The organism is Cupriavidus sp. 10L45 (genome assembly GCF_056395225.1).
In genome coordinates this window covers 315,064-335,330 of record NZ_JBFTJC010000004.1, presented here as the reverse complement: position 1 = coordinate 335,330, position 20,267 = coordinate 315,064, and the positions used below count along the sequence as shown (strand labels likewise).

The following is a 20,267-nucleotide window of genomic DNA, read 5'->3' as shown; positions in this document are numbered from 1 at the left end:
GGCCGCCATGGCCACGATGGCGGGCGTGGCAGTGACGGCGGCGTTCTCCGCGGTGCCGGGGGCGGCCCAGGCCCAGGCCCAGAACTATCCGAACAAGCCGATCCGCATGGTGGTGGGATTTCCGAGCGGTGGCGCGCCGGACATCCTCGCGCGGATTTTTTCCGAGAAGATCTCCCCGTCGTGGGGCCAGCCCGTGGTGGTGGACAACAAGCCCGGCGCGGGCGGCAACATCGGCGGCGAGGCCGTGGCCCATGCGGCGCCGGACGGCTACACGCTGGCGCTCGGCACTGTCGGCACGCACTCGATCAACGGCGCGCTGTACAGCAAGATGCCGTACGACATGGTCAAGGACTTCGCGCCGGTGATCCTGCTGGCGTCCACGCCCAATGTGCTGGTGGTCAATCCGTCCGTGCCGGCCAAGAACGTGCAGGAGCTGATTGCGCTGGCCAAGTCCAAGCCCGGCGCGCTGCAGTTCGGCACGCCCGGTGTCGGCACGTCACTGCACGTGGCCGGGGAACTGTTCAACACGATGGCGCAAGTCAAGATCACCCACGTGCCGTACAAGGGCCGGGCGATGGCCATCCCGGACCTGCTGGGCGGACACATTCCCATGATGTTTGACAACCTGCCCTCGGCGCTGCCGGTGGTGAAGGAGGGCAAGCTGCGCGCGCTCGGCGTGACCAGCGCCAAGCGCTCGCCGTCCGCGCCGGACATCCCCACCATTGCCGAGCAGGGCCTGCCCGGCTACGAGGCCGAGTCCTGGTTCGCCGTCTTCGCGCCAGCCAACACGCCCAAGGACGTGGTGGCCAAGCTCAACACCGAGCTGAACCGCATCTTCAAGCTGCCCGACGTGCAGGCCAAGCTGAAGACGCTGGGGCTCGATCCCGTGCTCGGAACGCCCGAGGCGCTGGCCACGTACCAGCGTAGCGAAATCGCCAAATGGGCCAAGGTGGTGAAGGACTCGGGCGCCAAGGCGGAGTAAGGCGCGGCGCTACATGGCGGGCGGGCGCGCCCCGCCATACCCCTGCTGGCGGAAGCGGTAGCCCACCTTGGGCACCGCCGCCACGCAGTTGTCGAGGCCGAGCGGGTGCAACGCCCGCCGCAACCGCGACACCAGCTGCGTGAGGCAATTCTCATCGACCATCGCCTCGGCGCCCCACACCGCCTCGATAATCTGCTGCCGCGACATCACGGTGTCGCGGTGCTCGATCAAGGCGGCCAGCAGGCGTAACTCAAAGCGCGTGACCTTGGCGACCACCCCGCCGTAGGAAATGACGCCCTGTGTCTCATCGACATGGAGGTCGTCCTCCGTGGCCGGCAAGGGCTGGGTGGCGGGCGGCATGCCCAGCCGGGCCAGCACATGCGCCAGGCCGCGCGCCTGTTCGAGTTCCGCACGGGCCTGGCCGGCGGGATCGGGCGCCAGCACGGTGTGCGGCACCGGGATGAAACGGTAGCCCTCGCGCGGCACGGTCACGATGTGCCCGTCCAGACCGACGGCGCTCAGTGCCTTGCGCAGCCGGTAGACCAGTTGCACGAGGTAAAGCTCGTCCACCAGTTCGGCACGCTTGCCCCAGACGCCATTCAGTAAATAATCCTTCGGCTTAACCGCTGGTTTTTCCTCTACCAATAACCGCAGCAATCGCTTTTGCTGGCCGGTTATCGTTGTCTCCACGCCGCCGCGAATCACGCGGTCATTGTCCCAGTCAAAAAATACCGAATCGCCATTACGGATCATTTCGCAACCCTCATGTCGTCTGCGATGGACGACAAGCGTACGGGCGCGATTCACCGGCTCCCATGGAAGATATTTTCGCGGCGATGTGCCCCGAGCGGGTGACGCCATCGCACCGGGCACGCGCAATATCACACGGGGTTGAAACAATGCGGCCGGACGCGCAATGGTTGTCGTCATTCTTTTCAGGAATTCACGTTGTCCACGCGGCGTAACCCAGCGCCGCGCGCGAACTCTCTAACATCGCGCGTTCCCGCTTATGGCGGCGATCATAACCCATTCGGGTCCGGCATCCTTGTGCGTCCGCACACTCAAAACTGCCAGTGCATAACCGGATGGATTCCCGGAAATCCACGTCATCCATTTCTTTGGCGTAGAAACATGATTCTTCGCATCGATTTTTTTTATAGCCTGCGATTAATCCTGACACAGAATATTCCATCCCCATTCCATGTCATTAAGTCTGGCCCGAGAGAAAGATGGCATGGCCGCCTGGCGAGGGTTTTGTCAACGCGAAGGGAACCGGCGGCATTCATCCAATTCTGCAAGGACAGATAGTCATGGCAAAAGTATCGGACAACAGCACCCCGGGCCAGCAAGGGCGGACAGGATTCGCATCCACGGGATATCGGAATGGGGCTCCCGATGAGCAGGCGCCGCCGAAAACGCCGCTGTCGCGCTTCAAGGGCCGCAGGCAAGCATTGAAGGGCGGGCGCGCCGGCAGTGCGCTGGTGTACAACGGCGACCCTGGCGATCCCGCCAAGCCGCAATCGGTAGGTGCCACGGAGCGCACTTACCAGCAAAACAAGTTCGATCCGGCCACGGAGACCGAGGACTATTCGTACACGGCGACGCGCGTGGTCAAGCGTGTCTACAACACCTACGGGGCCGTGCCCCAAGGCAGGAAGGTGTTTGGGTATTTCACGGATTGGTCGCAGTACGACGGTCGCCTCGAGGGCAACTTCAACAATGCATCGGCCGGGCGCGGCCTGGACATGATGCTGGTGAACGCGGCCGCCTACGACAAGATCATCATCGGCTTCGCCGGCATCGTCGGCGACAAGGGCGAGAAGCAGTACGTGATCGACAACGCCGCCGTGGACTTCGGCAAGAAGCTGCACGAAGCCACCTTCGTTGATCCCTGGGGCGATGTGGCGTCGTTCCTGAACGTGGGGTTCACCAGCTGGGTCAGCAATGACTACCAGGATCTCTTCATCCAGAGCAAGGCCCAGGGCGTGCTCGGCGGCCTGAAAAAGCTGAAGGACAAGAACCCCAACCTGAAGTTGTCGCTCAGTCTGGGCGGCTGGACGATGAGCGAGGCGTTCCACGCAGTGGCGGCGAATCCGAGCCAGCGCAAGACGCTGATCGACAGCCTGGCGTTCATCGTCCAGCGTTTTCCGATGTTCACCGAGATCGACCTGGACTGGGAGTATCCGGGCAACGCGGGCGCCGGCAATCCGCACGGCCCCGAGGACGCTGGCAACTTCCAGACGCTGGTGCGCGAACTCAAGCAGCGCCTGCCAAGCATCCGGGTCAGCATTGCCGCGGGCGCGTCCATGTCGACGCTGCTGACGTCCGATATCAAGGGGATGATCGCGTCGGGCGTGGAAGGCATCAACCTGATGACCTACGATTACTTCGGCACGCCGTGGGCGCCCAAGCTCGCCCATCACTCGAACTTGTTCGATGTCGATCCGGCGGACCCCGAAGGCCACAGCATTGACCGTGCCGTGAAGTACCTGCTCGGACAGGGCGTGCCGTCGACCAATATCAACATTGGCTTCGCCGCCTACAGCCGTAGCGGGCGCAACGCCGTGATCGACAGCTGGTCGCCGCTGCAGGGTACGTACAACCCGGGCTCCGGCACCACCACCGGCACGTTCGAGTCGGGCACCACGGAATTCTTCGACCTGCTCTACAACTACCTCGACCTGGAGCACCAGACCGGCATCAACGGCTTCAACGTCTATACGGACGAGGTGGCCGACGCGGACTATCTGTACAGCCCGGAGAGCGGCCTGTTCCTGTCCGTCGATACCCCGCGCTCGGTGTACGCCAAGGGCGAGTACGTGCGCAAGCACAACCTCGGCGGCCTGTTCACGTGGACCATCGACATGGACAGCGGCGTGCTGGTCAACGCCGCGCGTGAGGGGTTGGGCGCACCCGTGCAGACGCGCGTCGTCGACATGGACCCGTTCTACTTCTCCGGTATCAACGTGCAGGACGGCGGCAGGGCACCGGTAGCGGTGATCGACGGCCCCACGGAGGCGTTCGAGGGCGACGACGTGGAATTCACGGCGCTGCGTTCGGTGGGCTCTGACCTGACGTACAGCTGGAGCGCGCCGGGCCTGACCTTCATCGACGACAAGACCACGTCGACGGTGGGTGGCCTGCTGCCCACCGTGGCCCGTTCGTACACCATCACGCTGACCGTGCGTGACGGGAGCAACCGCACCAGCACGGCGACACAGACGCTGAAGGTCAAGGCGCGCACCGCGGCGCCGCCCACGTCGCGCATTTCGGTGGTGCTGGAGGCCGGCACGCCCTTCGCGCTCTCCGGGGAAGCGTCGTTCGATCCCGACAACGATCCGCTGACCTACCTCTGGGACGCGCCGGGCCTGCCGTTCTCCGGGAGTACCGAGGAGCTGGTGGAGGGTACGGCACCGTCGGTGGACGAGCAGACCGACTACTGGGTCAAGCTGACCGTGAACGATGGCACGCAGACCGACCAGAGCGCGATCTTCCTCTCCGTGGTGCCTGGCGAGACGCCGTCCGGCGGGGTGGTGGCCAAGATCACGGGTCGCTTGCAGGTGGAGGCGGGCGCGCCGATTTCGCTGTCGGCCGTCGACTCGACCGGCCCCGCGCCGCTGCTGTATGCGTGGGACGCGAACGGCCTGTCGTTCGATGGCGCCGACACGATCTCCGTGACCGGGAACGCGCCGATCGTCGACCGCGACACCACCATCCAGGTGACGGTGACGGTGACTGGCGCGGGCGGCAGCGGCGACCGGGACTCGGATACCGTGGAACTCCTGGTGCTGGCCGGCGGCAGTAGCGGCGACGAGGGCACGTGGCGTCCCGAGGGCTATCCGGGCGATGCCATCGTGACCAACAACTACCAGGGCCAGGGGCTGCATCAGTACAAGGCCAAGTGGTGGGCGGGCGCCGATCAGGAGCCGGGCGATCCTGACGTGACGACCACCCATGCGGAGGGCGACGCCAAGGTCTGGTACGACATGGGACCGGTCTGACAAACCGGGAAGACGGCCGGGTGAAGACCCGGTAGCGGTTCCGGGTGGCGGGTCATCGGCAGGATGACGCCCACCCGGCTTTTTGTTTCGGGCTACCTGATGTGGGGCGAGGCGCCATGGCCAGACTGCGGCGGCGGCGGAGGTGGTGGGTGGGATGGAGCCGGTGGGCGTGCGCGGCATGCCTCCTGGCGCTCTCCGGCTGCACGATGATCTGCATCCGTGGCGACCACAACCGCGTGCAGGATGCCGGCGGGCACGGCAAGATCATGCTGCCCGACCTTCGGCACGATGACAGCCCGACCCGCCATCAACCTGACGGTCAGGCGCGCCATCGTGAGGGCGGCCGGGGGCCCTAGGCTATCGCCTACGCGTCGGGTTCCGGCGGTTCCGGGCGGGCAACCGCGGGTCGCGCGTCGTCCTGGCTGCGCAGGCGGCTCAGGCTGATGGCGGCGCCGATGGCGGCGACTGCCGCGGCCACGCACAGCGCGCCGCGCGCGGCGCCGGTCGGATCGAGCCCGAACAGCAGCGCCACCACGGCCGTGCCGGTGGTCTGTCCCAGCAGTCGCGTTGTAGCTTGCGCGCCGCTCGCGCCGCCGCTGCGCTCGGGCGGCGTGGCGGTGATCATCGCGCGATTGTTCGGCGACTGGAAGAACCCGAAGCCGATGCCGCAGAGCGCCGTGCGCCAGGCGATGTCGAGGCTGGAGGCATCCTTGCCGAGCAGGGCCAGTCCGATCAGGCCGCCGGACAGGCAGATCAGGCCGGCACCGGCCAGGATCGACGCCGGATACCGCTCGGAGAGGCGTCCCGATACCAGCGCCATCGCGGCCACCATCAGCGGCCAGGGCGTGATCAGCAGTCCGGTCTCCTGGAGACTGCGTGCAAGCTGGTATTCCAGATAGAACGGCAGCGACACAAACGCCAGCATCTGGGTCATGAACGAGCAGAACGACGTGCCCACCGCCAGCGTGAAGGCCCGGCTGGCGAACAGGTCCACCGGCACGAGCGGCGCGAGGCGCCCGCGCTGGCGCCGCACCAGCAGCCAGCCGAGCCCGATCGCCGCGACCAGGCCCGCCGCGCCGGCCAGCCGCAGCGGGGCATGCCCGAGCGCGTCCACGCCCAGCACAAACATCCCGAACACGATGGCTGACAGCACGGCGCTGGGGTAGTCGAATTCGCGCGGCTGGGCGGGCGTCTCCGGCAGCGCGGTACGCGAGATCGCCAGCGCGGCGAACGCCACGGGAATATTCACGGCGAACAGCCATGGCCAGCTGCCCACGGCGAGGATCAGCGCGCCGAGCGACGGGCCCACCGCAATCGTCACCCCCACGACCAGCGCGTTGAGCCCGATACCGCGCCCGAGCTTGGTCGGCGGGTAGATGAACCGTACCAGCGCGGTGTTCACACTCATGATGCCGGCGCCGCCAATGCCCTGCAGCACCCGCGCCGCCACCAGCATCGGCAGGTTGGTGGCCAGTGCGCAGAGCACCGAGCCGACCAGGAAGGTGGCCAGCCCGACCCGGTACACGCGCTTGTAGCCGAGGATGTCGCCCAGCGACGACAGCGGCAGCAGGCAGACGGTGACCGTGAGCTGGTAGGCGTTGACGACCCAGATGGTCCGGGCGGGATCGGAATCGAGCGCCCGCGAGATGGACGGCAGCGCGATATTGGCGATGGAGCCGTCCAGCACGGCCATGATCAGGCCGCAGAAAACCGTGAGGATGGCCCAGGTGCGCTGGGGCTGGGGAAGACCTTGATCGGGCGGCATGAAAGGGGGGCGACTGGCGTATTCGTGCCGCGCCCCGGCCCCGGGGGAACCGGACCGGCGCGGCCGCGCCATTATCGTCCGGTGCCGCCGTCCCCGCAAATCGCGCTTTTGTGGTAGGCGCGGGTGGCCTCAGACCTGCGGCGCGGTGTCGCCCTCGGCATAGTGCTGCACCACGGTATGGAGCTGGTCGGCGAGGCCAGCCACCTCGGGCGTCCACGTGGCAGCGGCCTCGCACAGGTGTTCGACGTTTCGGCACACGCCCACGATATCGTGGGCCTGGACGATCTGGAACGCGCCCGCCGACCGGTGCGCCCAGTGCCGCAACCCGGCGGGGTCGTGCGCGGCGATGATCCGGGTGAGGTCGGGCAGATCGGTCTGCAGGTGTTCGCGCAGCAGCGACTGGTAGCGCGAGATGTCGGCGGGCGGCAGCACGGGCGGGGCCGGTGGCGCGGCCGGTGCCGAGGGGAGCGGCATCGCGAACGTCCGCAGCACCTGTTCCATCTCCCGCAGCGAGGCAGGTTTGCCGATATGGCCAGCGAAGCCCAGCGTATCCCAATCCACGGCCTGTCCGGTCTGGGTCACGGCGCTGAAGGCGAGCACGGGCAGGGCGGGCCGCGTGCGCCGCAGGGACTCGAGCAGCGCGTAGCCATCCATCACCGGCATGTGGATGTCGGTCAGCACGAGGTCGGGCTCGGCGGACATCTGCTCCAGCATCGCCAGCGCCTGACGCCCGTCGCCCACCACCACCGGATGCCAGCCCAGCGTCTGCAACTGTTCGGCGACCAGCGTCTGGTTCAGCGCGTTGTCCTCCACGACCAGGATCGTCCGGCCCGGGGCGGGGTTGTCATCGTTGGCGAGGGCTGCCGAGGCTTCGTCCTCTGCATTGTCGGCGTCGCCCTCATCCTCGCCGGAATCGCCCAGCGCCGCCTCGATGGCTGCGAAGATCGCGCTGTGGCTGTAAACCATCGCCTCATGCACGCCCGGTGCACGGCGCGCGGGACGATCAGGACCGTTGCGCGTGAGCCACGCCACGCCGGCAGGGCGGATCTCGCGCAGGGCCGCGAGCTCCGGCAGGCCGTAGTCCCCGGTTGCGACCAGTACATGGGGCCGGTTCCCGCGCAGGTATGCCAGCGCGCCGCCCAGGGTGTACGCGACATGGGTTTGCCATCCGGCCGATTGCAGCCAGGCGTCGATGGCCTCGCCGGACTCGGCTTCTTGGCACAGGACCATGGCGCGGCCGCCCGGCGCGGGCGGGGGCTGGGCGGCCCAGCCGGCGGCCCGTTCGAGCGGAATCGCCACGGTGAACGCCGTGCCGACGCCCTCCACGCTCTCCACGGCGATGCGGCCGTCCATCAGTTCGCAAAGCCGGGCGCAGATGGACAGCCCGAGGCCCGTCCCGCCATGGCGGCTGGTCGCTCCGGCGTCCCCTTGCACGAATGGCTGGAACACCCGCGCGACCAGTTCGGGCGGCATGCCGACGCCGGAATCCAGCACGCGGCACACCAGCGTCGTCCTGCCCCGGGGATCGGTGCCGACCTCGGCGGCCAGCGTGATCTTGCCGCAGGACGTGAACTTGAACGCGTTGCTGAGCAGGTTGTTGGCGATCTGCGCCAGCCGGGTCCGATCGCCCACGAGCACGGTATCGAGCGACGGCATCAGGTTGGCATGGAAGCGGATCGGCCGGTCCGCCGCCAGCGGGGCGAAGGCCAGCGCCACGCTTTCCAGTTCGTCGATGGGCCGGAACGGCGCTGCGGCCAGCGTCATCTCGCCGGCGTCGATCTTGGAGAAATCGAGGATGTCGTTGACGATGCGCCGCAAGCCCTCCGACGCCGCATTCAGCGCGCGCAGGCGCGGCGCGTGGGCTTCCAGGCCCTCGTCGCGCGCCAGCAGTTCGAGGTTGCCGAGCAGCGCATTCAGCGGCGTGCGGATCTCGTGGCTCATCGACGCGAAGAAGTTCGAGCGGGCCCGCATCATCGCCTCGGAGGTCTGCTGTGCCGCGCGCAGTTCGTGCTCGATCTGCTGTTGCGCCGTCACGTCCTGAATCGCACAGAACAGCACGTCCTCCTCCTGATACCGGGCGCGCGCGTGCGTGATCTGGAGGAACTGCTGTGCTTCGTCGTGCGGCTTGGGGGCGTCGTCCGGCTCCCGGGCGGGTACCACCACCTGCGCGACCGACACGATATCGCCCGGCGTGTCACGGCGTGCGCCATGCCGCAGCGCCTGCACCACGTGCGCGGGCAGCCGGCCGCCCTTGTTCAGGCTCAACAGCGAATCGGCGACCTGATTCGACGTCAGCACCACGTCGTCCTGGAGCCGGACGATGCACAGCCCGATCGGCGTGGCGCTGACCAGGATATGGTTGATCGTCTCGCTCTCCAGCGCACGGGCGGCTTCCGCGTGGCTGCGGCGCAGCAGGTGGACATCCCAATATCGCGCCGTCACGACAATGGCAGCGATCAGCAGCGCCCCGATCAGACCGATCAGCCCCAGCGCCTGCGCCACGGCGCTGAACAGGAGGCCGTACGAGAGCAGATAGACCAGCGCGCCGAAGCCGTGACCCAGCGGCTGGATCAGCACCATACCGGCGCGGGTGAAGGCAAAGGCGTCGGACGAGCGATCGCGCGCGTCAGTCAAGATGCGCCGAACCACCGCCGGCGGGGCGGGCGGGGACGGCGGTGACACGTCGATCTGCGCCTGCGCGTGGTTCACCAGCATCAAGGTGGCGGGGTCGCTGGGCCGCTGCAACTGGGCAAGGAAAGCGCCCACCGGGACGCTCGCGGCGACGAAGGCGACGGGTCGTTCCCCGTCGCTAACGGACATGAGGGCCGTCATCGCTGGCAACTGGAGCATGGGGTCGACGGTCGGGCCGATCCAGCGGGGCTCCCCTCGCGTGCCCGGCGCCGGGCCGGCGGGCAAAGCCCGCAGCGCCTCGGCGAAGCTGTCGCGCAACGTCGTCACAAGCCCCGGTTGCAGCGCAAGGGCCGTGGCCGAGGTACTGCCCGGCGACAGGACGATCGCGTAGGCCGCGTCGGCATCGACGATATAGGCCGGGTGATGGAGATCGAGCGCCTGTTGGGTGGTCAGCGCGGCATTGGCTACCTGCTGCAGTTGCCAGAGTCGATCAGGCAGCGCCGCACCCCAGGCGGCGCGCGTCTCGGGGGGAATCAGCAGGGTGTAGCGGCCGTCGGGCGGCGAGGCAATCCCGCTGGCGTGGACCTGCTGGAGCAGCGCCCGGGGCAGGTCGGCATCGGCGTGCGCCGGGTTGGGGGCCGGCCGGTACCGCTGCACATTCACCACGGTCAGGGCGGTGCGCCGCAGGAAGGTCGCCTCGCCCTGCAATTGCAGCGAGATTGCGCTGACATACTGGGCGACATGCCCGCGACGGTAGTCGATCTCCCGCGCCGCCGCCAGCACGGCAAGCAGCACCGCGGAGACGACGACAATGGCGATCAGCAGGCCGATGGTGGTGTAGTAGAGGTGCTGCTGCCGCCGGGCATTGCGCGCGAGCGAGGCGAAGGCCTGGGCGAGCGATTCTTGCGTGCGGTCGAGAATCTGCTGCATGAAGGATCAGATCAACCCGTGCTCGTAGGCATACCGGATGAGGTCCGTGTTGGTCTGGATGCTGAGCTTGCGCATGGCCACGGTCTTCTGGCTCGAGACCGTGCTGACCGAGCGGCCGAGCTTGCTGGCAATCTCGTTGAGCTGCAGCCCCTGCGCGTAGAGCCGCACGATCTCCAGTTCGCGCACGGTCAGTTCGGTGGATGGCGCGGCGGTGCTCGCGGCCTCCAGCACGGCGCGGATGGAGGGGGAAAAGAAATCGCCGCTGGTGGACGTGACCTGGATGCACGCGCGGATCACCTCGTGCGGATCGTCCTCCTTGCTCACGAAGGCGCGCGCGCCGAGTTTCATCGAGCGATGAATGACACCGGTATTGGTCTGGGCGCTGATCACGACGACCGGCGTCTTCGGATGCAGCCGCACCAGCCGGCGCAGCAGGTTGAAGCCGTCCAGCGAGCGGTCGCCGTGGCCCATGCTGAAATCGGTCACGGCGACGTCCGCCGGGGTGTGGCTCAGGGCGCTGGTCAGCTCGCTGCCATTCGTGCATTCGCACGCAATGACAAAGCCAGGCGTGCGCTGGAAGCAGTCTCGCAGGGCTGCCACCACGAGTGGGTGATCATCGGCCAGTGCAACTCGAATGATTCTTCCGGACATGCCTCGATTTCCTCTCGCTGACTGGCAGCGCATTCGGTATAAAACAGTGAAATGACAGCGCGTTGCGTGAAGTGTAGTGCTTTCGCAATGCTTAGGAAAATGCCTGCTGGATATCGATGATGTCTATCTTGAATTTCCGATGAATTAGGACCAGTCCGATATCGATGACGTATCTGCGAAGTCCATGACAATTGCAACAGTGTTGTTGCAATGCCGCGGCGTGGAACGCGATGATCGACCCTTTGCAGATTGTTGACGCCGGCGATTTCAGATTCGGAAAGATAAGATATTTTCGCAATAAATTCGATACGAAGAGAATCGTAATTTGGCGAAAAATTGATTGCATCATCGATTTCTACTCGACGCTGTTCGCAGTCTGGCGTGGGGCTGGAAAGGGGCTGGGATGGTGCTGGCGAAGGGGGCGGTGCCGGGCGGCGCCCGCCAGGGCCCGCCGGGAATACATCTACCGCCATTGGGGTCATTGGCCCGCCATCACGTGCCGGGCAGATTGGTGGCATGCTGTGGCGGCGCTCGCGCAATCCTGGCGCGACGCTCTTCCACGGTGAGGTGTGCCATGGCAAACCGCCCATTCTCCGAGTTTCCCGCCCATGAACGGCAAGACGTCGAGGCCGTGTTCCGGCAAGTCGGTCTTGCGTCACAAGAGTTCGAGATCTCAGACGTCAATGGCACGTCGGCCCGGCAGGTCACCGTGCGAAGGCAGCGCACCGGGGCCGAAAGCGTCTACGACGCCAGCCCCGGCAACGTATGGGTCGAGGAGTTCGAGAGCGATCTCGAGTGCGGCCTGTTCGGCCAGGTCTCGGTCTGACGGCGCTGGCGGTGCATGATCAGGCACCCAGGAGTGCCAGCCTGCCAGCGTCCTGACCGACGCTAGGATGTGTGCCGCCCGCGTTCCGGCGCGCGGCCGACAATGGCGGCGCCCGCGATCAACTCCTTCAGCAGCGCCAGCGACGACGCGCCGGGCATCCGGCACGGGTCCAGCTCGCCCTGGGCGGAGTAGCGCAGCAGCGTGGCGGCGTTGATCTTGCTCGCGTTGACGCGGCCCATCGACCAGCCCGCGAAGGCCCGCTCGGCGATTTCCTCGTAGTGCAGCAGCACCACGTCGTGGTGGCGCTTGTCCCGGCCAATGCTGAGGTACAGGCGCGAAACCGCCTCGCGGTCGCCTTCGAGCGCCTGCAGGAACACCCCGTTGCCGTGGCAGAGCACCCCGGTAATGCCATGGCGCAGGTTCTGCGCGAGGCTGGTTTCGAGAATATCGTCCAGCATGGCCGGTTCCATCGGCGCGCTGGCGCGGCTGGCGTAGATCAGGCGGACTAGCATCGGCAAATCCTCAGCGGCGATTCAGGTTGAGCAGCGTCAGGAACTCACGGCGCAGCTTGTCGTCCTTGAGGAACGAGCCGCGCATGACGCTGTTGGTCATCTTGGCGTCGGTGTCGCGCACGCCGCGCCAGTGCATGCAGAAATGCTCGGCCTCCATGACGATGGCCAGGCCATCAGGGTTCATCTTCTCCTGGAGCAGATCGGCGATCTGCGCCACCGCTTCCTCCTGGATCTGCGGACGGCACATGATCCATTCGGCCATGCGCGCGTACTTGGACAGGCCGATCAGGTTGGAATGGCGGTTCGGCATCACGCCGACCCAGAGACTGCCGATGATCGGGCACAGGTGGTGCGAGCACGCGCTGCGCACGCGGATCGGGCCCACGATCATCAGTTCGTTGAGCTGCTCGACGTTCGGAAACTCGGTGACCTCCGGCGCCTTGGCGTAGCGGCCCGCGAAAATCTCCTTCAGGTACATCTTGGCCACGCGGCGCGCGGTCTCGCGCGTGTTGTGATCCTGGTCCACGTCGATGACGAGCGTGCGCAGCACCTCTTCCATGCGCGCCTCGACTTCGGCCTGCAACGCGTCCAGCTCGCCGTGCTCGATATAGCGGGCGATGTTGTCGTTGGCGTGGAAACGCTCGCCGGCGGCTTGCAGGCGGCCCCGGATGCGTTCCGAGACTGGTGTGGAGGCGGGCGCGGGGAGGGAATCCCCGGAATGATCCTTGTGTGGCATGAGCGGGTGCTGGGGCAGTGGTGCGCGGTGCTTCACTATATGGCAGATGGCAGGGCGCCACAACCGGCCCCATCCGCGTGGGCAAACCGGCTAGCGCAGCACGGCCAATGCCGGCAGCAGCGCCAGCGGCATGACAAGGGCGCCAGTCTTCAGGAATGTGCCGGCGCCCACGGCATGGCCCTCACGCCGTAGGGCGGTCAGCCACAGCAGCGTGGCCAGCGAGCCGGTAACGGAGAGGTTCGGGCCCAGATCCACGCCGATCAGCACCGCTGCCGTCACGGTGTCCGAGGCGTGGCCGGCCGCCAGCGCCGAGGCCGACAGCAGCCCCGCCGGCAGGTTGTTCACGATATTGCTGATTACGCCCACCATCACGCCGGCCAGCCCGGCACCGAGCAGGCCGGCCGGGCCACCCTGCGCGGACATCGTGGAAAGATCGCGCACCCAGTGCGCCAGCGTATCGACCAGCCCGGTGCGCTCCAGGCCCGCCACCAGCACGAACAGCCCCGCCACCAGCGGCAGCACGCCCCAGGAAACCTCTTTCAGCGCCGGCACCAGCAGGCGGGGCCGCGTGGCGCAGACGGCGGCCAGCGTGGCCAGCCCGCCGAGGCAACTCGGCCAGCCCAGGTCCTGGCCGCGCAGCGAGGCCACCAGCAGCGCCAGCCCGGTACCGACGATGCCGAGCGTGGTCAGCCATGCCTGCGGCGTCAGCGGCGGCACGGGTACGTCTGAATCGATGCGTTCCGCCAGCGCATGGCGCTGCGTCCAGTACAGGACGACGAAGGTCATGACGATGGCGACCACGGACGGCAGTGTGAAGCGTGCGAGCCAGCCCGCCAGCGGCGGCATCCGCTCGCCGAACAGCACGAGATTGGCCGGGTTCGAGATCGGCAGCACGAAGCTCGCCGCGTTGGCGATGAATGCGCAGGCGTAGAGGTAGGGCAGCGGATGCTTGACCCGCGCGGCGCGCGTGGCCGCCAGCACCGCCGGCGTCAGCACCACGGCGGTGGCGTCGTTCGACATGAACACCGTGACCGCCGTGCCGAAGCCGTAGACCAGCAGGAACAGCCGGCGCGCCGAGCCCCTCGCGCCGCGCACGGCCAGCGCGGCCACATGGTCGAACAGGCCGGTCTTGCGGGCCAGTTCCGAGATCAGCATCATCCCGGCCAGGAACAGGTAGACGTCGTTGCCGCGCGCCACGGCGGCCAGCGCCTCGCGCCAGGGCAGCAGGCCCGCCACGCAGAGCAGCAGCGCGCCGGCCATGGCCCAGAAGGCTTCGGGCAGACGGAACGGACGCAGCAGCACGCCGGCGGTGGCCGCCGCGGCCACCGTCCAGATCATCGAGGCATGTTCACCGGGCATGGGAGGGAGCGTGTCGTCGGTTCAGAGCGGCGCGGCGGGGCTGGCCAGGGCAGCGGGCGGCAAACTGGTCGCGGCGGGCGTGGGGCCGGCCGGGCCCGGCGTCACCGGCACGCCGGCATCGGCAGGCAGGTCCGCCACCGCTGGCGGGGGCGGGAAGCCCAGCGCCGCGATGCCGTGCGCGCCGTCCGCGTTCTCGGCATAGGCCCAGTCGCCGTTGAACTTGGCGAGGTCCGCAGGCGGGGGGAAGGGGGCTTCCGGCACGCCGGCCAGCCGGCCTTCCATATAGGCGGCCCAGATCGGCAGCGCCGTGGTGGCGCCGAACTCGTGCCGGCCCAGGCTGTGGTTGTCGTCGAAGCCCATCCACGTCACCGTGACCACGTCGGCCGCATAGCCGGCGAACCAGCCGTCCACGGCATCGTTGGTCGTACCGGTCTTGCCGGCGATGTCGCCGCGCCGCAGGTAGCGCCGCACGCCGTTGCCGGTGCCGGCATCGACCACGCTCTGCAACAGGCTGTCCATCACGAAAGCGTTGCGCGCGGAAATCACTTGCGGCGGTTCCGCACCTGCATCGCCCGTGCCGGCGGTAAACAGCACGTTGCCTTCGCCATCGGTGATCTTGTCGATCAGGTACGGCTCCACGCGATGGCCGTGGTTGGCAAACACGCCATAGGCGGCCGCCAGCCGCAGCGGGGAGGTGCTGCCGGTACCCAGCGCCAGCGGCAGGTAGGGCGGCAGCCGCTTGGTGGCGAAACCGAACTTGCCGGCATGCTCGATGGCGTACGGCACGCCCACGGCCTGCAAGGTGCGGATGGCCGGCAGGTTGCGCGACTCGGCCAGCGCCTGGCGCACCGTGATCGGGCCCACGAAGCGGTTGTCGTCGTTCGACGGCTGCCAGCGCGGATTGTCCAGCGGCGCGTCGTTGATCAGCGTGGCCGGCGAGATGCCGCGCTCCAGCGCCGCGGAATAGATAAAGGGCTTGAAGGTCGAGCCGGGCTGGCGCTGGGCCTGCGTGGCGTGGTTGAAGCGATTGGTGGCGAAGTCCGCGCCGCCGATCATGGCCTCGATGGCGCCGGTGCGGCTGTCCAGCGAGACCAGCGCGGCCTGGGGCAGGGCGGCGTTAGGGGCATCGGCAGGCTTGGCGCCGTGGCGCTTGCCATAGCGCTCCAGGCCGGCCTGCACGGCGTCGTAGGCCAGCGTCTGGCGCATCGACGACACCGTGGTGTAGACATTCAGCCCGCGTGTATAGGCGTCGTCGCCAAAGCGGTCGTGCGCCAGTTGCCGGGCGAGTTCGGCCACGTACTCGGCATGGCCCGCGAAGCGGCCATTGCCGGCGTTGCTGACCACCAGCCGGGCGGCGCGCGCCTCGCGGTATTCATCCTGGTTGATCATGCCGAGCGCCAGCATGCGCCCCAGCACGTACTCCTGCCGCCGCTTGGCGCGCGGGAAGTTGACCACCGGATTCATCGTGGAGGGCGCCTTGGGCAGCCCGGCCAGCATCGCGGACTCCGCCAGCGACAACGCCGCGAGCGGCTTGCCGAAGTAGGTCTGCGCGGCACTGCCAAAGCCGTAGGCGTGCTCGCCCAGGTAGACCTGGTTCATGTACAGCTCGAGGATGCGCGCCTTGGGCAGCGTGCGGTCGATCTGCCAGGCCAGCAGGATCTCGTACCACTTGCGGGACAGCGTTTTCTCGCGCGAGAGGTAGAAATTGCGCGCCACCTGCATGGTGATGGTGGAGGCGCCCTGCGCGTAGCCTTCGCCCAGATTGGCCAGCGCGGCGCGGAACAGGCCCGGCACGTCCACGCCCACATGATGGAAGAACTGGTCGTCCTCGGCGGCGAGCAGTGCATTGGACATGCGCTGCGGCACGTGCTCGATCGGGATGAACTCGCGGTGCTCGGTGCCGAACTCGCCGATCAGCACGTCGTCGCTGGTGTAGACACGCAGCGGCACGTCGGGGCGGTAGTCGCGCAAGGCATCGACATTGGGGAGCTGCCGCAGGCTGATGACCGCGGCAAAACCGGCGAGCAACACGCCGCTCGCTGCCAGCGCCGCGGTGACGGCGGCAGCCTTGACTGCAAATCTTTTCATGGCGCGCATTCTACCGTGCTGCAGGTAGCGGCAACGCCACTCCGGTATCTGAATGATCGGTGGGTGGCACCTTATCCACACGGACGGTCGGTCGTTCGTGTGGATTATGAGGCACTTGTTGCGCGAATTCGCAGAGGGCCTGCCACGTCTCGGGCCGTTCGACGATGGTGAAGTGGTCCACGCCGGGAATGGTCTGGAGCGAAACCGGCCCCGGCCAGGCCGCCATCAGCCGTTCCGAGCACTCGTGCGGGACCACGTCGTCCGTCTCGGCCAGCAGCACCTTGGTGCTCTGCACGACCTTCTTGCAGTGCGAAATCGAGTCGAAATGGTGACGCATGAGCTGGCGCAGCGGCACCAGCGGAAAGCGCTTGCGGACGATTTCCAGCAGCGAGTCGTAGGGGGTGATCAGCTGCAGGCTTTCGAAATCCTGCAGATCGGCGAGCTGGATGGCCACCCCGGTCCCGAGCGAGCGGCCCACCACGTGCACGCGCACGCCGGGAAAGGCGCGGCGGATATGGAGCAGGAACTGGCTGGCATCGGCCACGGCGGCGGCCTCTGAAGGCATGCCGTCAGAATGGCCCAGGCCGCGATAGTCGAATGTGGCGAAGCCCATGCCCGGCGCCAGCCACTTCACGTATTGCAGGGTTTCCAGCACGTCCTCGCCACGGCCCGGCAGGTAGAACAGCAGGTCCCGCACGCCTTCGTGGTCCGCGTGGTAGACGTAGCCCCGGAACAGGCCGCCCGGCACGGTGTGCGAATAGGCGACGATGCCTTCGGGCAGGTCGCGCGGCGGGCGCCGGCGGGCATCGAACAGCAGCTTTTCCTGGTTCACGGCCAGGTAGGTCCAGTAGCAGACAAAGCCGCCGGCGGTCAGCAGCGTGGCGGCGACCGAGCGGCGGAGCAGCGTGGTGAGGCGGGGGGCGTCGAGGGCAGACATGGGGCGATGGGGCAGGCGCGGCGGCAGGTGGCGACGAAGCTACCTGATTTTGAAGGATGAGGGCGTTCGACCGCCAGAGGCGCCGCCGAGTTCTTGTACGATACGCCTCACAAACATGGAAGGAACCTTGGCATGAACGACGAACAGAAGCGCGCGGAAGAAAACGAGGCGATGGAACGCGTGGTCAACGCCACGCGCCAGGTACAGGTGGCGTTTGCCGCGCTGCAGAGCCAGTATCCGCCGCAGGGCAGCGGCAAGCCGTCGAAGATGGCGCTCCAGACCTTCGACGCCGCGCTCCAGGCGCTCGAAGACGCACAGGCCGGCTTCGACGATCTGCTGAACGAACTGCTCGACGGCAACCGCTGACTCCCGGTCACGCGTCATCTACGGTTGCAGCGTGAACCGCTGCTGCCGCACCGAGGCCGAATCCAGGCCGACCTGCACGTTGAAATCGCCCGGCTCGGCCACGTACTCCAGCTTGCCGTTGTAGAAGCGCAGCTTGTCTTCGCCGATCGGGAAGCTCACCACGCGGGACTCGCCCGGCTTGAGCATCACCTTGCGGAAGTCCTTCAGCTCCTTCACCGGCCGTACCACCGAGGCGGTCACGTCCTGAATGTAGAGCTGCACCACGGTCTCGCCTTCGCGCGTGCCGGTATTCTTCACGGTCACGCTGGCGGTGATCTGGCCGTTGCGCGGCAGCGCCTGGCCCGAGAGCGCCACGTCGGAGAGACTGAACGTGGTGTAGCTCAGGCCATAGCCGAACGGATACAGCGGGCCGGATTCCTCCTCGAAGTACTGGGAGGTGTAGTTCGGCGGCTTGCCCGGCGTGAACGGCCGTCCAATGCGCAGGTGGTTGTAGTACGTGGGAATCTGGCCGAGCGAGCGCGGGAACGAGATCGGCAGCTTGCCGGACGGGTTTTCGTCGCCAAACAGCACATCGGCGATGGCGTGGCCGCCCTCGGTGCCCGGATACCAGGCTTCCAGCAGCGCGTCGGCGTTGTCGCGCTCCCAGTTGATGGTCAGCGGGCGGCCGTTCATCAGCACCACCACCAGCGGCTTGCCGGTGGTGCGCAGCGCCCGCAGCAGCGTCTGCTGGCTGCCCGGCAGGGACAGCGTGGTGCGGCTGGAAGCCTCGTGCGACATCCCGCGCGACTCGCCCACGGCCACCACGATGGTATCGGCCTGCCGCGCCGTCTCCACGGCCTCGGCAATCATCTCGCCCGGCGAGCGCTTGTCCTGCACCACCTCGGGGTTATCCCAGTTCAGGAAGTTCAGGTAGCCGACCACGCGTTCGTCGTCGGTCATGTTGGCGCCGCGCGCGTACCGCACCTGGCCGCTTCCGGCCAGCGCGTCGCGCATGCCCTGCAGCAGCGTCACGGACTGGGTGGCCTTGCCTGCCGCCGACCAGCTACCCATGATGTCGATGGGCGCGTCAGCCAGCGGGCCGATCACGGCCACCGTGCCGCCCTTCTTCAGCGGCAGCGTCTGGTTGCGGTTTTCCAGCAGCACGAGCGACTTGCGCGCCGCGGTGCGGGCCTCCGCGCGGTGCAGGCGGCTCTCGGCGTTCACGTCGGCCGGGTCCTGTGCCGCCGTGCCGATGCGGCGATACGGGTCCTGGAACAGGCCCATGTCGTACTTGGCGCCCAGCACCTCGCGCACGGCCTCGTCGATCAGCCGCACCGGCACCTCGCCTGTCTTCACGAGGTCGGGCAACTGCTCCAGGTAGCGCGAATCCGCCATGCTCATGTCCACGCCGGCCTCGATGGCGAGGCGGGCGGCCTGGCGGCCGTTGTCGGCCACGCCGTGGCGCAGCAACTCGTCGATGGCACCGTGGTCGCTCACGGTCACGCCCTTGAAGCCCCATTCCTTGCGGAGGAGGTCGCGCAGCAGCCATTTGTTCGACGTGGCCGGCACGCCGTTCACCGAGTTCAGCGCGATCATCACCCCGCCGGCACCCGCATCCAGCCCGGCGCGGTAGGGCGGCAGGTAGTCCTGGTACATACGCTGCGGGCTCATGTCCACGGTGTTGTAATCGCGCCCGCCCTCCACGGCGCCATACAGCGCGAAGTGCTTGACGAAGGCCATCACGCTGTCCGGGTTGGCCGGCGTGGCGCCCTGGAAGCCGCGCACGCTGGCGCGCGCGCATTGGGAGACGAGGTACGGGTCTTCGCCAAAGCCCTCGGAGGTGCGCCCCCAGCGCGGATCGCGGGAGATATCGACCATCGGCGCGAAGGTGGCATCCAGGCCGTCGGCGCTGGCTTCCTTGCCCGAGATGCGCGCGGCCTGCTCGACCACGGCCATGTCCCAGCTCGACGCCAGGCCGAGGCTGATCGGGAACACCGTGCGATGGCCGTGCACCACGTCATAGGCGAAGAAAATGGGAATCTTCAGGCGGCTCTGCTGCGCGGCGGCGTCCTGGAGCGGGCGGTTGTCGGCGCGGGTCACCGAGTTGAAGGTGCCCCCCACGCGGCCGGCGGCGATTTCCTTGATCAACTGCGGCTGCGGCATGTCCTGGCCGATGCTGATGAGCCGCAGCTGGCCGATCTTCTCCTCCAGGGTCATCTTGCCGATCAGGTCGGCGATGAACGCGTTCTTGTCGCCGGCGGCGACCGGTGCGGCGCCGGCCAGCGCCGGCGTACAAACCAGGCTGGCCGCAAGGGCCAGCGTCGAAAGCAATCGCATGTGGTGAGTCTTCCCCAATGAGCCAGGCCCGCAATCATGCCCCGAAGTGCCCTGAAAGTGTGCACAAGGGTGCAGGAAGCGGCGCTGGCCGGCTGTCGTCCAACGTCTGATCGGCACGTCGGGCGAAATCGGTTATTTTTGTGGACTGCGTCGGCAGTTTACCCAAA

14 protein-coding genes are annotated in these 20,267 nt (G+C 67.4%); 4 read left to right on the top strand and 10 right to left on the bottom strand.

All coding sequences use genetic code 11. From position 1 onward, the window contains the following. Nucleotides 1-7: 7 nt before the first annotated feature. Nucleotides 8-982 (top strand): Bug family tripartite tricarboxylate transporter substrate binding protein, encoded by a 975-nt coding sequence (locus tag AC1DFU_RS09570; protein ID WP_369823434.1) that lies wholly within the window; start codon nt 8-10, stop codon nt 980-982. 9 nt (nt 983-991) lie between these two features. Here AC1DFU_RS09570 and AC1DFU_RS09565 read toward each other — a convergent pair whose 3' ends face one another. After that, nucleotides 992-1,735, bottom strand: a complete 744-nt coding sequence (locus AC1DFU_RS09565; RefSeq protein ID WP_441592828.1) for a winged helix-turn-helix domain-containing protein — start codon at nt 1,733-1,735, stop codon at nt 992-994. A gap of 557 nt (nt 1,736-2,292) precedes the next feature. Between AC1DFU_RS09565 and AC1DFU_RS09560 the strand changes: the two genes are divergently transcribed. Continuing rightward, entirely contained in the window at nt 2,293-4,983 is a 2,691-nt protein-coding gene (locus AC1DFU_RS09560) for a glycoside hydrolase family 18 protein (protein WP_092294560.1), read from the top strand. 364 nt (nt 4,984-5,347) lie between these two features. Here the strand turns inward: AC1DFU_RS09560 and AC1DFU_RS09555 are convergent, their stop codons facing one another. From AC1DFU_RS09555 to AC1DFU_RS09545, 3 genes are all read right to left on the bottom strand, one after another. Continuing rightward, nucleotides 5,348-6,748, bottom strand: coding sequence for an MFS transporter (locus AC1DFU_RS09555; protein ID WP_092294562.1), 1,401 nt, complete (start codon nt 6,746-6,748; stop codon nt 5,348-5,350). Nucleotides 6,749-6,877: 129 nt separating this feature from the next. Then, complete coding sequence (locus AC1DFU_RS09550) at nt 6,878-10,309, bottom strand: ATP-binding protein (protein ID WP_092294564.1); 3,432 nt, start codon at nt 10,307-10,309, stop codon at nt 6,878-6,880. A 6-nt stretch (nt 10,310-10,315) separates the two neighbouring features. Next, nucleotides 10,316-10,960, bottom strand: coding sequence for a response regulator (locus tag AC1DFU_RS09545; protein ID WP_092294566.1), 645 nt, complete (start codon nt 10,958-10,960; stop codon nt 10,316-10,318). A gap of 574 nt (nt 10,961-11,534) precedes the next feature. Between AC1DFU_RS09545 and AC1DFU_RS09540 the strand changes: the two genes are divergently transcribed. After that, nucleotides 11,535-11,786 (top strand): hypothetical protein, encoded by a 252-nt coding sequence (locus AC1DFU_RS09540; protein ID WP_092294568.1) that lies wholly within the window; start codon nt 11,535-11,537, stop codon nt 11,784-11,786. A 62-nt stretch (nt 11,787-11,848) separates the two neighbouring features. Here the strand turns inward: AC1DFU_RS09540 and AC1DFU_RS09535 are convergent, their stop codons facing one another. The 5 genes from AC1DFU_RS09535 to AC1DFU_RS09515 all read right to left on the bottom strand — a co-directional run bounded on the left by AC1DFU_RS09535 (nt 11,849) and on the right by AC1DFU_RS09515 (nt 17,418). Further along, a complete protein-coding gene (locus AC1DFU_RS09535) occupies nt 11,849-12,298 on the bottom strand; it encodes a BLUF domain-containing protein (RefSeq protein WP_092294570.1) in 450 nt (149 codons plus the stop codon). A 10-nt stretch (nt 12,299-12,308) separates the two neighbouring features. Further along, nucleotides 12,309-13,034, bottom strand: a complete 726-nt coding sequence (gene folE, locus AC1DFU_RS09530; RefSeq protein WP_441592827.1) for a GTP cyclohydrolase I — start codon at nt 13,032-13,034, stop codon at nt 12,309-12,311. A gap of 90 nt (nt 13,035-13,124) precedes the next feature. Beyond that, nucleotides 13,125-14,393 carry an arsenic transporter gene (locus AC1DFU_RS09525; protein WP_092294574.1) on the bottom strand — a complete coding sequence of 423 codons (1,269 nt, stop codon included), beginning with the start codon at nt 14,391-14,393 and terminating at the stop codon, nt 13,125-13,127. A gap of 21 nt (nt 14,394-14,414) precedes the next feature. Beyond that, nucleotides 14,415-16,481: a penicillin-binding protein 1A gene (locus AC1DFU_RS09520; protein WP_441592826.1), complete on the bottom strand. Its 2,067-nt coding sequence runs from the start codon at nt 16,479-16,481 to the stop codon at nt 14,415-14,417. A 10-nt stretch (nt 16,482-16,491) separates the two neighbouring features. Beyond that, nucleotides 16,492-17,418 carry an alpha/beta hydrolase gene (locus AC1DFU_RS09515; protein WP_441592825.1) on the bottom strand — a complete coding sequence of 309 codons (927 nt, stop codon included), beginning with the start codon at nt 17,416-17,418 and terminating at the stop codon, nt 16,492-16,494. A 132-nt stretch (nt 17,419-17,550) separates the two neighbouring features. On the opposite strand from AC1DFU_RS09515, the gene AC1DFU_RS09510 reads away from it, so the two are divergent. Then, on the top strand, nt 17,551-17,784 hold the full coding sequence (locus AC1DFU_RS09510; RefSeq protein WP_092294580.1) for a hypothetical protein: 234 nt from the start codon (nt 17,551-17,553) through the stop codon (nt 17,782-17,784). 18 nt (nt 17,785-17,802) lie between these two features. Here the strand turns inward: AC1DFU_RS09510 and bglX are convergent, their stop codons facing one another. Next, nucleotides 17,803-20,100 carry a beta-glucosidase BglX gene (gene bglX / locus AC1DFU_RS09505; protein ID WP_441592824.1) on the bottom strand — a complete coding sequence of 766 codons (2,298 nt, stop codon included), beginning with the start codon at nt 20,098-20,100 and terminating at the stop codon, nt 17,803-17,805. Nucleotides 20,101-20,267 lie beyond the last annotated feature (167 nt).

Excerpts from the sequence above, each read along its gene's own strand:
- AC1DFU_RS09510 (WP_092294580.1), top strand. The coding sequence starts at position 17,551 with ATGAACGACGAACAGAAGCGCGCGGAAGAAAACGAGGCGATGGAACGC.
- AC1DFU_RS09555 (WP_092294562.1), bottom strand. The coding sequence starts at position 6,748 with ATGCCGCCCGATCAAGGTCTTCCCCAGCCCCAGCGCACCTGGGCCATC.
- AC1DFU_RS09540 (WP_092294568.1), top strand. The coding sequence starts at position 11,535 with ATGGCAAACCGCCCATTCTCCGAGTTTCCCGCCCATGAACGGCAAGAC.
- AC1DFU_RS09560 (WP_092294560.1), top strand. The coding sequence starts at position 2,293 with ATGGCAAAAGTATCGGACAACAGCACCCCGGGCCAGCAAGGGCGGACA.
- AC1DFU_RS09550 (WP_092294564.1), bottom strand. The coding sequence starts at position 10,309 with ATGCAGCAGATTCTCGACCGCACGCAAGAATCGCTCGCCCAGGCCTTC.
- folE (WP_441592827.1), bottom strand. The coding sequence starts at position 13,034 with ATGCCACACAAGGATCATTCCGGGGATTCCCTCCCCGCGCCCGCCTCC.
- bglX (WP_441592824.1), bottom strand. The coding sequence starts at position 20,100 with ATGCGATTGCTTTCGACGCTGGCCCTTGCGGCCAGCCTGGTTTGTACG.
- AC1DFU_RS09565 (WP_441592828.1), bottom strand. The coding sequence starts at position 1,735 with ATGATCCGTAATGGCGATTCGGTATTTTTTGACTGGGACAATGACCGC.
- AC1DFU_RS09520 (WP_441592826.1), bottom strand. The coding sequence starts at position 16,481 with ATGAAAAGATTTGCAGTCAAGGCTGCCGCCGTCACCGCGGCGCTGGCA.
- AC1DFU_RS09545 (WP_092294566.1), bottom strand. The coding sequence starts at position 10,960 with ATGTCCGGAAGAATCATTCGAGTTGCACTGGCCGATGATCACCCACTC.
- AC1DFU_RS09515 (WP_441592825.1), bottom strand. The coding sequence starts at position 17,418 with ATGTCTGCCCTCGACGCCCCCCGCCTCACCACGCTGCTCCGCCGCTCG.
- AC1DFU_RS09535 (WP_092294570.1), bottom strand. The coding sequence starts at position 12,298 with ATGCTAGTCCGCCTGATCTACGCCAGCCGCGCCAGCGCGCCGATGGAA.
- AC1DFU_RS09525 (WP_092294574.1), bottom strand. The coding sequence starts at position 14,393 with ATGCCCGGTGAACATGCCTCGATGATCTGGACGGTGGCCGCGGCGGCC.
- AC1DFU_RS09570 (WP_369823434.1), top strand. The coding sequence starts at position 8 with ATGGCCACGATGGCGGGCGTGGCAGTGACGGCGGCGTTCTCCGCGGTG.